Annotated in this window: 13 protein-coding genes; 4 read left to right on the forward strand and 9 right to left on the reverse strand. The window is 63.9% G+C overall.

Annotated elements, in window-relative coordinates; all coding sequences use genetic code 11:
* Positions 1 to 142: 142 nt before the first annotated feature.
* The 7 genes from purH to tyrS form a co-directional block, all read right to left on the reverse strand.
* Entirely contained in the window at positions 143 to 1,729 is a 1,587-nt protein-coding gene (gene purH, locus ACK4S9_RS01110; protein ID WP_409720429.1) for a bifunctional phosphoribosylaminoimidazolecarboxamide formyltransferase/IMP cyclohydrolase, read from the reverse strand.
* A gap of 102 nt (positions 1,730 to 1,831) precedes the next feature.
* Positions 1,832 to 2,065, reverse strand: a complete 234-nt coding sequence (locus ACK4S9_RS01115) for a helix-turn-helix domain-containing protein (protein WP_027865797.1) — start codon at positions 2,063 to 2,065, stop codon at positions 1,832 to 1,834.
* 112 nt (positions 2,066 to 2,177) lie between these two features.
* On the reverse strand, positions 2,178 to 3,215 hold the full coding sequence (gene dusB, locus ACK4S9_RS01120; RefSeq protein ID WP_409720432.1) for a tRNA dihydrouridine synthase DusB: 1,038 nt from the start codon (positions 3,213 to 3,215) through the stop codon (positions 2,178 to 2,180).
* Positions 3,216 to 3,345: 130 nt separating this feature from the next.
* A complete protein-coding gene (locus tag ACK4S9_RS01125) occupies positions 3,346 to 4,014 on the reverse strand; it encodes a histidine phosphatase family protein (protein ID WP_409720434.1) in 669 nt (222 codons plus the stop codon).
* Between the two features lie 28 nt (positions 4,015 to 4,042).
* Positions 4,043 to 4,708 (reverse strand): YbhB/YbcL family Raf kinase inhibitor-like protein, encoded by a 666-nt coding sequence (locus ACK4S9_RS01130; RefSeq protein WP_409720436.1) that lies wholly within the window; start codon positions 4,706 to 4,708, stop codon positions 4,043 to 4,045.
* A 48-nt stretch (positions 4,709 to 4,756) separates the two neighbouring features.
* Positions 4,757 to 5,224 carry a D-aminoacyl-tRNA deacylase gene (gene dtd / locus ACK4S9_RS01135; RefSeq protein WP_409720438.1) on the reverse strand — a complete coding sequence of 156 codons (468 nt, stop codon included), beginning with the start codon at positions 5,222 to 5,224 and terminating at the stop codon, positions 4,757 to 4,759.
* Entirely contained in the window at positions 5,221 to 6,486 is a 1,266-nt protein-coding gene (gene tyrS / locus ACK4S9_RS01140; RefSeq protein WP_409720440.1) for a tyrosine--tRNA ligase, read from the reverse strand. Before tyrS ends, dtd begins: the two co-directional genes overlap by 4 nt.
* A 161-nt stretch (positions 6,487 to 6,647) precedes the next feature.
* Here tyrS and ACK4S9_RS01145 point away from each other — a divergent pair, with 161 nt between their 5' ends.
* From ACK4S9_RS01145 to ACK4S9_RS01155, 3 genes are all read left to right on the forward strand, one after another.
* Complete coding sequence (locus ACK4S9_RS01145) at positions 6,648 to 8,012, forward strand: M23 family metallopeptidase (RefSeq protein WP_409720442.1); 1,365 nt, start codon at positions 6,648 to 6,650, stop codon at positions 8,010 to 8,012.
* A 203-nt stretch (positions 8,013 to 8,215) separates the two neighbouring features.
* The gene (locus ACK4S9_RS01150; RefSeq protein WP_409720444.1) at positions 8,216 to 9,355 is read left to right on the forward strand and encodes an alpha/beta hydrolase family protein; all 1,140 of its coding nucleotides are present in this window, start codon (positions 8,216 to 8,218) and stop codon (positions 9,353 to 9,355) included.
* Between the two features lie 27 nt (positions 9,356 to 9,382).
* On the forward strand, positions 9,383 to 9,910 hold the full coding sequence (locus ACK4S9_RS01155) for a YybH family protein (RefSeq protein ID WP_409720446.1): 528 nt from the start codon (positions 9,383 to 9,385) through the stop codon (positions 9,908 to 9,910).
* Between the two features lie 65 nt (positions 9,911 to 9,975).
* Here ACK4S9_RS01155 and ACK4S9_RS01160 read toward each other — a convergent pair whose 3' ends face one another.
* Positions 9,976 to 11,601: a methyl-accepting chemotaxis protein gene (locus ACK4S9_RS01160; RefSeq protein WP_409720448.1), complete on the reverse strand. Its 1,626-nt coding sequence runs from the start codon at positions 11,599 to 11,601 to the stop codon at positions 9,976 to 9,978.
* A gap of 321 nt (positions 11,602 to 11,922) precedes the next feature.
* Between ACK4S9_RS01160 and ACK4S9_RS01165 the strand changes: the two genes are divergently transcribed.
* Positions 11,923 to 13,020: an anhydro-N-acetylmuramic acid kinase gene (locus ACK4S9_RS01165; RefSeq protein ID WP_409720450.1), complete on the forward strand. Its 1,098-nt coding sequence runs from the start codon at positions 11,923 to 11,925 to the stop codon at positions 13,018 to 13,020.
* Between the two features lie 188 nt (positions 13,021 to 13,208).
* Here the strand turns inward: ACK4S9_RS01165 and erpA are convergent, their stop codons facing one another.
* Positions 13,209 to 13,577: an iron-sulfur cluster insertion protein ErpA gene (gene erpA, locus ACK4S9_RS01170; RefSeq protein WP_227799879.1), complete on the reverse strand. Its 369-nt coding sequence runs from the start codon at positions 13,575 to 13,577 to the stop codon at positions 13,209 to 13,211.
* Between the last annotated feature and the right edge of the window lie 51 nt (positions 13,578 to 13,628).

The raw sequence follows: 13,628 nt of genomic DNA on the forward strand, positions 1-13,628 counted from the left end.
GCGTTGGCTTTGTGGCAGTAAGAAGTTGGACAGCTGTGCGACGAACTTGGATCCCGGCCTTCGCCGGGATGACGTTGTTTGAGTTTGCCGTTAGCCCAAAGACCGTCGCCCCGGCGCAGGCCGGGGCCCAAGTTCAATCAGATCAGTGGCGGAAGTGACGGGTACCGGTATACAGCATCACCACGCCCCGCTCGTCCGCCGCATCGATGACTTCCTGGTCACGCATCGAGCCGCCCGGGTGGATGACGCAGGTCGCGCCCGCATCCACCACCACGTCGAGGCCGTCGCGGAACGGGAAGAAGGCATCCGAGGCCACTGCCGAACCCGCCAGGGACAGGCCGGCGTTCTGCGCCTTGATCGAGGCGATGCGCGCCGAGTCGATGCGGCTCATCTGGCCGGCGCCGACACCCAGGGTCATGCCGCCCGCGCAGAACACGATCGCGTTCGACTTGACGAACTTGGCCACGCGCCAGGCGAACATCAGGTCCTGCAGCTGCTGCTGGGTCGGCTGCTTCTTGCTGACCACGCGCAGGTCGCCCAGGCCCACGTTTTTCGCGTCCGGCGCCTGCACCAGCACGCCGCCGCCGACGCGCTTGAGGTCGTAGGCGTTCTGGCCGTCGCCCAGCGGGATTTCCAGCAGGCGCACGTTCTGCTTGGCCGCCATGATTCTCCGCGCCTCGGCGGTGAAGGACGGTGCGATCAGCACTTCGACGAACAGCTTGGCCAGCGCTTCCGCGGCTCTAGCGTCGACCTCGACGTTGAAGGCGATGATGCCGCCGAAGGCCGAGGTCGGATCGGTCTGCAGCGCGCGGGTGTAGGCGTCCAGCGCATCGACGCCGATCGCCACGCCGCAGGGGTTGGCGTGCTTGACGATCACGCAGCCCGCCGGCTGGCCGAGGCCACCCAGCGTCTTGACGCATTCCCAGGCCGCGTCGGCGTCGGCGATGTTGTTGTACGACAATTCCTTGCCCTGCAGCTGGCGGTAGTTGGCCAGCGCGCCCGGGGTGGCGACCAGGTCGCGGTAGAAGGCGGCGCCCTGGTGCGGGTTCTCGCCGTAGCGCATGTCCTGGACCTTCTCGAAGCTCATGTTCAGGGTCTGCGGATAGCTCGAGCGGGTCGCGTGCGCGCGGTCCTCGCCCAGGCTGGTCAGGTAGTTGGTGATCGCGCCGTCGTACTGGGCGGTGTGGGCGAACACTTTTTTCGCCAGGCGGAACTTGGTCTCGTAGCTCACCGGGCCTGCTTCAGTGCCGGTGCCCTTCATCTCCGCCAGCACCACGCCGTAGTCGGCCGGGTCGACGATCACGACCACGTCGCGGTGGTTCTTGGCCGCCGAGCGCAGCATGGTCGGGCCGCCGATGTCGATGTTCTCGATCGCGTCTTCCAGCGAGCATTCCTGCTTGGCGACGGTCTGCTGGAACGGGTACAGGTTGACCACGACCATGTCGATCTGCGGGATGCCGTGCTCGTCGAGCTTGGCGACGTGCTCCGGCAAGTCCCGGCGCGCCAGGATGCCGCCGTGCACCTTCGGGTGCAGGGTCTTGACCCGGCCATCGAGCATTTCCGGGAAACCGGTGTAGTCGGCGACTTCAGTGACTTGCACGCCATTTTCCTGCAGCAGCTTGGCGGTGCCGCCAGTGGACAGGATGTTGACGCCGAGGGCAGCCAGTGCCTTCGCGAAGTCGAGGACGCCGGTTTTGTCGGAAACGGAAATCAGTGCTTGTTTGATCATGGTGAGGCCTGTGGTTGAAAATTCTTGCGCCCGTCAATCGACGAAGGCGGCGGACGGCGAACCGGCCGCGCCCAGACGCACGGCCACGCCATGCAAAGAGCTTTAGAGGAGCCCGTGCTCCTGGAGTTTCTTGCGCAAAGTATTCCGGTTGATGCCCAGCATCTGCGCGGCGTGCGACTGGTTGCCGTCGGCGCGCGTCATGACCACTTCAAGGACCGGCTTTTCGACCGTCAGCACCATCATGTCGTAGATGTTCGTCGGCTTCTGCTCGCCCAGATCGTTGAAATAGTCCTCGAGGCTCTTCTGGACGACTTCCTGGATACTTTCTTTGCTCATGTTCTCTGCTGCTTCATCCTGGTTAATGATTGCCCGCTGCGCTGGTTGGCGCCGCGTGTCCCCGTTTTATTCTGATTCTTATGACTGCTTTTGGTGCTGCTATTACTGCTGCTTATGCTGCGATCGCAGCATCCGTAACATGCGCGGCAGGATGCGCGGGCCGGTATTGTAACCGCTCGCCCAGCCGTAACTGCGATTTGAAAAATGCGTCGACCGCAGCCAGTTGCTCGGCAGTCGATTCCAGCAGATTCATGCGCTGACGGAACTCCTCCCCGCCCGGCAAGTCCTGCACATACCACCCGATGTGTTTACGGGCGGTGCGCACGCCGACGTACTCGCCATAGAAGGCATAGTGCGCCGGCAGGTGTTCGTTCATCAGGGCGCGTACTTCCTCGACCAGCGGCGCAGGCAGATGCTCGCCCGTGCGCAGGTAGTGGTCGATCTCGCGGCAGATCCAGGGGCGGCCCTGGGCGGCGCGCCCGATCATGACGGCATCGGCGCCGGTGTAGTCGAGCACGTACTTCGCCTTTTCCGGCGTCGTGATGTCGCCGTTGGCGACCACCGGAATGCCCACCGCCGCCTTCACGGCGCGGATGGTGTCGTACTCGGCCTCGCCCTTGTAGCCGTCGGCGCGGGTGCGCCCGTGCAGGGTCAGCATCGCGATGCCGGCCTGTTCGGCCATGCGGGCGATGGTCAAGGCATTCTTGTTCTGGCGGTCCCAGCCGGTGCGGAATTTCAGGGTGACCGGCACGTCGACCGCCTCCACCACGGCATGCAGGATGCGCTCGACCAGGTCCTCGTGCTGCAGCAGGGCCGAGCCGCACCAGCTGTTGCACACTTTCTTCACCGGGCAGCCCATGTTGATGTCGATGATCTGGGCGCCGCGCTCGACGTTGAATTTCGCGCAGTCGGCCAGGTCTTTCGGATCGGCGCCGGCGATCTGCACCGCCTTCGGTTCCATTTCCCCGGCATGGTCGGTGCGGCGCGAGGTCTTCTCGCTGGCCCACAGGCGCGGGTTCGAGGCCGCCATTTCGGACACCGCGTAGCCGGCGCCCAGCTGCTTGCACAGCTGGCGGAACGGGCGGTCCGTCACCCCGGCCATGGGAGCGACGAAAACATTGTTACGCAGGATGTAAGGACCGATTTGCACAGCGGAAAAGTCTCGAAAGTTTCTCGGGGAACCTAGTATTTTACCTCATTCGCTGCTCAAAATAGCGGCAGAATTTTTCAGGATTGTTGCGCGTGTGATATTGGCAGGGGTGAAGAGTGCGGGTAGGCGCCTAGCCCAGATCGTCCAGCACGGCCGGCTGCAAGTGAGAAACCTCGCCCCAGCTCAGTAGCCGCAGCCTGCCCTCCTCCACCACGAAACGGTTCACGCTGGCATTCAATACCTTGAAATCGCGCGGCGTCTCCAGTGGCAAACCGAGCGCCGCGCGGTAGGCGCACTCCAGCACCCCGCCATGCGCCACCAGCGCAAGGGTCTTGCCCGGATGCGCCGCCACATGGCGCGCGATCGCCGCGCTCACGCGCTCGAAGAATGCGCGGAAGCTTTCCCCCTGGTTGGTCCCCGGCGGCAGTTCGGCATCCACGTCGCGCGCCTGCCAGGCCGCGAACTCGCGCGGGAAACGCACTGCGATCTCGCTGTAGAGCAAGCCTTCGAAGCCGCCATAGCAACGCTCGCGCAGCGCCGGGTCGATCCCGACCTGCGCCCCGCGCACGCGGGCAATGGCCTCGGCGGTCTGGCGCGCGCGCTGCAGGTCGCTGGAGATGATGTGATCGATCGGCTCGGCCGCGAGCGCGGCGCCCAGCAGGGCAGCCTGGCGCTCGCCCTCGGCATTGAGGGCGATGTCGAGGTGGCCCTGGAGGCGCTTCTCGGCATTCCAGGCGGTTTCGCCATGGCGGATCAGGAGGACGGTCGTCGGTGCAGTTGGGTTCTTATTCGAAAGCATGAGGTTCGTTTGCCCGAACCTCGCGGGTTCAGGTCGTCAATGTGGCAGCTACGTCAGGATTCAGGGAATACACGCCGAAGGTGCGCGCTTCGTCCAGGATATGCCCGCGGATCGCCAGGCGCAGTTCGGCGCCGCTGAAGCGGCCGACCAGCGGCAGGCGCGGGATGTCGAGGGCATAGATTGTAAACACATAGGTATGCACGCGCTCGTCGTTCCAGGGCGGGCACGGGCCATCATAACCGTAATATTCGCCCGCCATGGTCGGGTCGCTCGCAAACCAGCCGGTGTAGTCGTTGATGCCCTGTCGCAGCTGGTGCTCGGTGCCGTTCTTGATCGTGAACGGCACCAGCGGACCCGGCTTGCCGTGCGGCGTGACCATGTCGGAGAACATGCCTTCGGCCAGCGATTTCAGGCAGACCGGAATGTCGACCAGCGACCAGTGGAAGAAGTCTACCCGCGGCAGGGCTGCGGGAACGGTCTTGCCTTCCTGGTTGACGTCGTCGCCGACGGACGGCACGTCGGGGTCGTGGCAGATCAGTACCAGGGACTTGGTGCCGGCAGGCACATCGTCCCAGGCGAGATGCGGGCTGCGGTTGTCGGACAGCCTGACGTGGCTGTCCGGGTCGCCCACCGCGAATGCGCATCGCGGCGGGATCGGCCCGCCCTCGGTGAATGAATCGCTCCAGATTCGCATATGCCCTCCCAGCCTCCTTGCTATTGACCCTCGCTGACGGCAGGGGTTTCAGCGCTGTGCACCACTTACCGCGACAGGATCAACCCGCAGCCAGAAAGTGACGGGACCATCGTTGATGAGTGAAACTTTCATGTCCGCGCCGAATCTGCCGGTCTCGACAATGCCATGGCGTTCGCGGGCCCGGCGCACGACATGCTCGAACAGGCGCCGCCCGTCTTCCGGCGCAGCCGCCGGCGAGAACGAGGGACGCGTGCCCGATTTGGTGTCGGCCGCCAGGGTGAACTGCGGCACCAGCAGCAGGCCGCCGCCCGTGTCGCTGATGCTGCGGTTCATCTTGCCGGCATCGTCGGAAAACACGCGGTAGCCCAGCAGCTTGGCCAGCAAGGCCTCGGCTTCGCGCTCGGTATCGCCTTTCTCGGCGCACACCAGCACCATCAGGCCGGCCTGGATCGCGCCGACGAGCTCGCCGTCGACGCGTACGCTGGCTTCGCTGACCCGCTGCAGCAGGCCGATCATGCCGACAGGGTGACGCGCGCGAACTTGCGCTTGCCCACCTGCATCACGAAAGTGCCCGCCCCGACCTGCAAGCCCTTGTCGCCGACCACGGCGCCGTCGATGCGTACGCCGCCCTGGTCGACCATGCGCATGGCTTCCGAGGTCGAGGCGCACAGGCCGGCCGCTTTCAGCAACTGGGCCACGCCCAGCGGCGCGCCCGACAGCGACACTTCCGGCACGTCGTCCGGGATGCCGCCCTTCGAGCGGTTGACGAAATCGGCCAGCGCGTCCTCGGCAGCCTGGGCCGAGTGGAAGCGTGCGACGATTTCCTTGCCGAGCGCCACTTTCGCATCGCGCGGGTTGGCGCCACCGGCTACCCCTGCCTTGACCTGGGCGATCTCGGCGATCGAGCGGAAGGACAGCAGGTCGTAGTACTTCCACATCATGTCGTCCGAAATGCTCATCAGCTTGCCGAACATGGTGTTCGGCGCTTCGGTGATGCCGATGTAGTTGTTCTTGGACTTGGACATCTTCTCGACGCCGTCCAGGCCTTCCAGCAGCGGCATGGTCAGGATGCACTGCTGTTCCTGGCCATAATCTTTCTGTAACTCACGGCCAACCAGGAGGTTGAACTTCTGGTCGGTGCCCCCAAGTTCCAGGTCCGACTGCAAAGCGACCGAATCGTAGCCCTGCATCAAAGGGTAGAGGAACTCATGCACCGCGATCGGGGTCCCACTCTTGTAGCGCTTGGTGAAATCGTCGCGCTCCATCATGCGGGCCACGGTATAGCGCGAGGCGAGCTGGATCATGCCGCGCGCGCCCAGCGGGTCGCACCATTGGGAGTTGTAGCGGATTTCCGTGCGCGCGGCGTCCAGCACCAGCGAGGCCTGACGGAAATAGGTCATGGCGTTTTCCTCGACCTGCTCGCGGGTCAGCGGCGGACGCGTGGCATTGCGGCCCGACGGATCGCCAATCATCGAGGTGAAGTCGCCGATCAGGAAGATCACCTGGTGCCCCAGGTCTTGCAGTTGGCGCATCTTGTTCAGCACCACGGTGTGGCCAAGGTGCAGGTCGGGCGCGGTCGGGTCCAGGCCCAGCTTGATGCGCAGCGGCTTGCCCGACTGTTCGGAACGCGCCAGTTTCTGGGCGAATTCGCTTTCGATCAGCAGTTCATCGACACCGCGTTTGGCAATGGCCAGCGCCTCGAGCACCTTGTCCGTCAACGGCAGTGGGGCGGAAGAATTTACCGGAGCGCCGCTACCGGACGAAACATTGGAAGTCATATATGCGAGTGGAATATTCGTGTAGGAAATTTGCTAAGACGGTTGTAGGACCACTTCTTTTGGTATAATTCACGATCGTTTTTCAGTTTCCTGCAGAAAACTTTGCAGAACGATAAGAAACTGGATCCCTAGAAGTTCAGCCGCAAATTTTAACTGATTGCATGAACCCTATACATAAAATCACTGGCAAGAGCCTGCTCCAGCTGCTTCCGCGAACGCGCAAGGCGCGCATCGTGAGCGCCGGCGCCGCACTCCTGAGCGTGTTTGCATTCGGCGCGGTCGCAGTCGCCCCGATCGCTCCCGACGCGGCAGACATGCCGGTCACCTCGATCCAACAAGACCTGGAACTGCCGAACCTCGCAGACCAGATCGCCGCCCTCCAGCAAACCGAGCAGCAATTCATCCACGAAGAGCGCATCCGACCGGGCGACTCGCTCGGCTCCCTCTTCACCCGCCTTGGCGTCAACGACGCCGACGCCCAGAAATTCCTCCGCACCGACAAGACCGCCCGCCGCCTGCTGTCGCTCAAGACCGGCAAGCGCATCCAGGCCGAAACCGATGAACATGGCCTGCTGCTGTCGATGCGCGCCACGATCGTCGACGGCAAGGCCGGCGATGCGCGCCAGATCACGGTCGAGCGCCAGGGCGAGAAATTCGTCGCCACGGAGGCCCCGGCCAAGCTGGAGCGCCGCGTCGAGATGCGTTCGCGTGAAATCGTCACCTCGCTGTATTCGGCGACCGACTCCAACGTCGACGGCGGCAGCATGCCGGACTCGGTGGTCGGCCAGATGATCGAGATGTTCTCGACCAACATCGACTTCCGCTCCGACCTCAAGCGCGGCGACCGTTTCAGCGTCGTCTACGAAACCTTCTGGCTCGACGGCGAAATGGTCAAGACCGGCCGTATCCTGGCAGGCGAATTCGTCAACCGCGGCGTGGCCTACCAGTCGGTCTGGTACGAAGACCCGGTCACCAAGCAGGGCGGCTACTACAGCCTGGACGGCAAGTCCCTGAAGAAAGCCTTCCTGAAGTCGCCGCTGCAGTTCTCGCGCATTTCCTCGGGCTTCTCGATGCGCGTGCACCCGATCTCGGGCAAGTGGAAGGCGCACAAGGGCGTCGACTACGCCGCCTCGACCGGCACGCCGATCCGCGCGGTCGCCGACGGCGTCATCGATTTTGCCGGCAACAGCGGCGGCTACGGCAACCAGGTCGTCCTGAAGCACTGGTCGAACTACAGCACCGCCTACGCCCACATGAGCCGTTTCGCTCCGGGCGTGCGCAAGGGCGCCAAGGTGACCCAGGGCCAGGTGATCGGCTATGTCGGCTCGACCGGCTGGTCGACCGGCCCGCACCTGCACTACGAGTTCCGCGTCGCCGGCAAGGCCCAGAATCCGGAGAAGTTCAAGTCGCTGGCCCAGCAGCCGCTGAGCCAGGCCGAACTGGCCCGCTTCCGCATGGCCGCCGCCGAGATGAACCACCGCTTCTCGCTGCTCACCCCGAGCGGCAACGCGATGGCCGCACGCTAAGCCATCCCGCTTCCCTGAACGCCCCGCCGCATCGTGCATGCCGCGGGGCGTTTGCTTTGGCCTCCACATTTATGCAGCAGTCATGGATTCCATGAAATGGCATTTTAATTGCCATCAAGTGGAAGTTTTATTGCTGATCGGTGTTAGAGTTCATGAACATCAACATGAATGGAGGTCCCGTGTTCAGGCTCATCGCATGTATCTTGCTCGTTTTTATCAGTGCGCCTTCCGGCGCCCAGCAGGCTTTTCCCTTCCTTAACCAGCCAGGTGCATTCGGCGTCGGCTTCCGCACGGTCCAGCAGGCCGACCCGAGCCGCACCTATCCGGCCAGCGCGCCGGAGGGCGTGCGCAAACCGCGTCCGATCCAGACCGCCATCTGGTATCCGGCGGTGAAAGGCGGCCAGGCGATGCGCTACGACGACTACCTTCAATTGCTGGGCTGGGACGACGATTTCACCCGCTCCCCGGCTGAGCGGGACAAGGTGCTGGCGGGGTGGCTGAAGATCGTTACTGAAGGAAAACCCGCCGCCCAGGTCGCGGCCGAACGGCGCGACGGCCGCTGGGCGGTGCGCGATGCGCCTGCTCTGCCGGGCAAGTACCCGGTGGTGATCTACTCGCCCAGCCTGAGCAGCAACGTGTTTGAAAATGCCGAGATGATGGAATTCCTGGCCAGCCACGGCTATGTCGTGATCGCCAGCCCGGCGCTGGGCATCGACGGGCGCTGGCAGAAAGCCGACCTGGCGCACGCCGAAGCCCAGGCGGCCGACATCCGCTTCCTGGTCGCTTACGCGCAATCGCTGCCGCAGCTCGACACCAGCCGCCTGGCGGTCGTCGGCTTTTCCTGGGGCGGCATGGCCAACGTGCTGGCCGCCGCCCAGGACGAGCGCATCAAGGCCCTGGTCTGCCTGGACGGTTCGGTGCGGTATGCGCATGCCATGATCGAGAAAGTGCCCTACCTGAAGCCGGAGCAGCTGCGCACGCCCGTGCTCTACCTGGCGCAGCGGCCGCAGCCCTTCGAACGCGGACTGAAGCACAAGCCGGACCACTCGGGCAGCATCCTGCAGAAGATGACGGGCGCCGACGTCTACCTGCTGACGATGTATGCAATGGAACACGTGTATTTCGGCACCAGCTACCTGCGCCTCGACCCGCTCGACTTCGGCGACTACACGCGCGACGAAGTGGCCCAGTCTTATGCCCAGAGCGCACGCTATGTCCTCAACTTCCTGAATGGCGCCCTGAAGGGCGAGCGCGGCGGCTTCGACTACCTGATGAAGAAGCCCGAACAGCTCGGCATGCCGCGCCACAGCGTCAACAGCCAGTTCTTCGCGGCGCGCCCGTGAGCACCTACTCTATATACAGGAGACCCGATGAAACCCATTCTCGCCACCGCCGCCCTGGGCCTGGCCCTGTTCGCAGCCGCCGCGCCGCCTGCGCTTGCGGAAAACCCGGCGGAAAGCCGGCAGAAGATCGAAGCGGTGATCAAGGCTTTCGGCAAGGCCATGGCCGACAAGGACAAGGAAGGCTTCATGCGCCTGTTCCTGCGCGAAGACATTACCTGGGTCGGCGTCTACACCGACGGCAGCGTGGCGCGCTACCGCGCCAGCCTGAAGGATCCGGCGCAGCCCTCACCCAAGATACAGGCCGCGACCCCGCGCAAGTTCATCGAGTCGATTGCCCGTGCCCCGGAAGCAAGGACTGAAACCTTCGAGAACGTGCGCATCGATACCGACGGCGAGATGGCCCAGGTGCTGTTCGACTACAGCTTCATGGTCGGCGATTACCGCAACAACTGGGGCAAGGAAAGCTGGCAAATGGTCCGCACCGAGAACGGGTGGAAGATCGCCGCGGTTATCTGGTCGGCGGAAGAGAATCCCGTGCCGCGGCCCCAGAAGTAGGCCTTACGCCCCGCTGCTCCACCAATCCTTGCACCGGGCAGCGCTTCGATGGCGCTGCCCGACCCTCAAGCGCTTGCCAGGCCCAGGCGCAGCGAGGGCGCGCCGGCACGCTGGCCGGGGGCCGGGCGCGCATGCGCGGAAACAGCGTCCACCTTGAAGGTATGGACCAGCGCAGCGAGCGAACTCGCCTGGTCCTGCATCGATGCCGCCGCGGCGGCCGCTTCTTCGACCAGGGCCGCATTCTGCTGCGTGACGTCGTCCATCTGCGTGATCGCGGCATTGATCTGCTCGATACCGAGCGCCTGCTCGGCACTGGCCGACGTGATTTCAGCCATGACATCGGTCACGCGCGTGATCCCCTGGACGATCTCTTGCATGGTGGCGCCAGCCTGGTCGACCAGGCGCCCACCGGCATCCACTTTTTCCACCGAATCCGCGATCAGGCTACGGATCTCCTTGGCCGCCCCTGCCGAGCGTTGCGCAAGATTGCGCACTTCCGACGCGACCACCGCAAAACCCCTGCCCTGCTCCCCGGCACGCGCGGCTTCGACCGCCGCATTCAAGGCCAGGATATTGGTCTGGAAGGCGATCCCGTCGATCACCGCGATGATGTCGCCGATCTTCTTCGAGGAAGCGTTGATCGACTCCATGGTCGTCACCACGTCCGATACCACCTTGCCGCCACGCACCGCGATCTCGGAAGCCGCCTGGGCCAGCGCATTCGCCTGGCGCGCGTTGTCGGCATTCTGGCGAACCGAACTGGTCAGCTCCTCCATCGACGATGCCGTCTCTTCCAGCGAACCGGCCTGCTGCTCGGTACGGGACGAGAGGTCGAGGTTGCCGGAGGCGATCTGTTGCGAGGCACTGACGATGGTCTCGGTGCCGGCGCGTACTTCGTTCACGGTGGTCAGCAGGCTGTCGTTCATGCGCTTGAGCGCCGCGAGCAGTTGACCGACCTCGTCGCGGCCCGACACCTGTATGTCGGCGCTCAAGTCTTTGGAAGCAACCTGCTCGGCAAGCGCGACGGCGTCGGCCAGGGGGCGCGTAATGCTACGGGTCAGGAACAGTGCGAACAGCCCGCCGCACACCAGCGCCGCGATCCCGGTACCGACCAGCAACCGTTGTGCACTTGCCTGCAATGCGTCGATCGTGGCGTTGGCCTCGCTAAACAATTTCCCCTGATATGCCACCACGTCTTCCACGGTGCGCACGTACTGCCGCATTTCGGGCGCTACCTTCTCGCTCGCGAACGCCTTGAGCGCCGGGTCGACTGTGCCAAGCTCCGCTTTGCGACGGAAAGCTTCGTCGCGGATCGCGGAATAGCGCTTGCGCTGCTCCGCCACGGCTTTCAGCAATTCCTTGCCGTGCTCGCTTTTCACCATGGCTTCGAGCTCTTTCTGCACCTTGCTGACGTTCGCGCTGACAGCCTTCATTTCCTGTTCGTAAACTGCCTCGTCGGCCGGGTCCGTGCTTTGCAGCTTCGCCATGGTCCGCACGCTGTTGGTGGCGATGCCTTGCAGCCACTGGTCGGCAAGACCGACTTTGGTCGTGGTGTCCGTCATAACCGCTTTGGCGTCGGCAATACGTCCGAGCTGCCACAGAGCAGTTGCCAGCATGATGGCCGCGAGAAGGAGAATGGCGGCGAAAGCGATGCCGAGCCGGGTACCGATGTTCAAGTTATTGAATTTCATGTCGATTTTGCAAATACGAAAAATGAAGGGCTTCCGGATACGTCGGCCCTGTCAAGCTTTGGCCTCCGGCTCTAGAGAATTTACTCTAATCAACAAACTTTGCCGTAAGTACACAAACAAAATACCGCAAAAGTGAACGCTTCAATAAGAAAAAGACGTTAATAAACAACGGTTTAATATCTGTTCGTTATCTAAGTGAACGAACTTGCAAGCCCTTTTGCGCTTCCGTCAAGCGGCTCCAGCGTTTAGTATGCTGGGCGGCGCATGAGTTGCTCGGCGCCCAGCACACCGCTGTCCGCTTGCCCAATAAGGAGAATGCACATGAGCGAGATTTCGTCCCTGACCATCGGCCTGATGTCCGGCACCAGCCTCGACGGTGTGGACGGCGTGCTGGCCGACTTCGCCGGCGGCGGCATCCGCAGCCTCGCCGCAGCCTTCACACCCTTTCCGCCCGCGCTGCGCAGCGAGCTGATGGCCCTGCAGGCCGCCAGCGAGAACGAACTCGAGCGCGAAGCGCTGGCTGCCAACGCCCTGGCCCTGTGCTATGCCGACTGCGTGCGCCAGTTGCTGCCCCAGGCGGGCGGGCCGGTTGCGGCCGTGGCCGTGCACGGCCAGACCATCCGCCACCGCCCGGAACTGGGTTTCACGCGCCAGACCAACAACCCTGCCCTGCTGGCCGAACTGACGGGGATCGACGTGATCGCCGACTTCCGCAGCCGCGACATCGCGGCCGGCGGCCAGGGCGCGCCGCTGGTGCCGGCCTTCCACGAGGCCGCCTTCGGGAAGCCGGGCACGGCCCGGGTGGTGGTCAACATCGGCGGGATCGGCAACATCAGCGTGCTGCACGGCGACGGCCGCGTCACCGGTTTCGATACCGGGCCGGGCAATGTTTTGATGGATTTGTGGGTCGGCCGCCACCTCGGCAAGGCCTACGACGAGGGCGGCGCCTGGGCCGCCACTGGCAGCGTGCAGCAGCCGCTGCTCGATGCGCTGCTGGACGAGCCCTTCTTCCGCCAGCCGGCGCCCAAGAGCACCGGGCGCGACCTGTTCCATGACGGCTGGCTTGATGCCAAACTGAAAGACTTTAGCGGACTCGCGGCACAGGACGTGATGGCCACGCTCACCCGCCTGACGGCGGTGACGATCGCCGACGCCATCCGCGGCGAGCACGCGGCTGTGGATGCGGTGTATGTGTGCGGCGGCGGCGCCTACAACGCCACCCTGCTGCGCGAGATCGGCGCGGCGCTGGGCGGCGCAACCGTGGAATCGACGGCGGCGCTCGGCATCGCGCCGAACCGGGTCGAGGCGCTCGCCTTCGCCTGGCTGGGCTGGCGTTTCCTCCAGCGCGAGCCAGGCAATCTGCCGGCCGTTACCGGCGCACGCGGCCCGCGCATCCTCGGCGCGCTGTATCCAGCCTAATCATCCCTGGGGGTCCATCCCTGGGGGTCAGGTCTGACATTCGGACACGAGCTCAAGCGTTACTCTGCTGTACTGTTCAGTCCGTGTCTAAATGTCAGACCTGACCCCGATGTGCGGGCCTGAAAAAGGAACGGCCCGGATGAACCGGGCCGTCGACTGCCCGGACCACCGGGCTGCCTGGGGGAAGATCAGGCGGAGAACGAAGAACCGCAGCCGCAGGTCGAGGTGGCGTTCGGGTTCTTGATCACGAACTGGGCGCCTTCGAGGTCGTCCTTGTAGTCGATCTCGGCACCGACCAGGTACTGGTAGCTCATCGAGTCGATCAGCAGCTGGACACCATTCTTTTCCATGGTGGTGTCGTCTTCGTTGACGATTTCGTCAAAGGTAAAGCCATACTGGAAGCCGGAGCAACCGCCACCCTGCACGAACACGCGCAGCTTGAGGTCGGGATTGCCTTCTTCCTCGATCAGCTGGGCAACTTTCTGTGCGGCGCTGTCGGTGAAGTTGATCGGAACGGGGATCGTGTCGTGCTCTTGCACTTCGGCGACTGCGGTCATGAAACACTCCTGGTGAAATACGAATTGCGCCCATTATAGACCGTTGGCGCA

Source organism: Massilia sp. (genome assembly GCF_046293535.1).
Classification (GTDB): domain Bacteria; phylum Pseudomonadota; class Gammaproteobacteria; order Burkholderiales; family Burkholderiaceae_D; genus Telluria.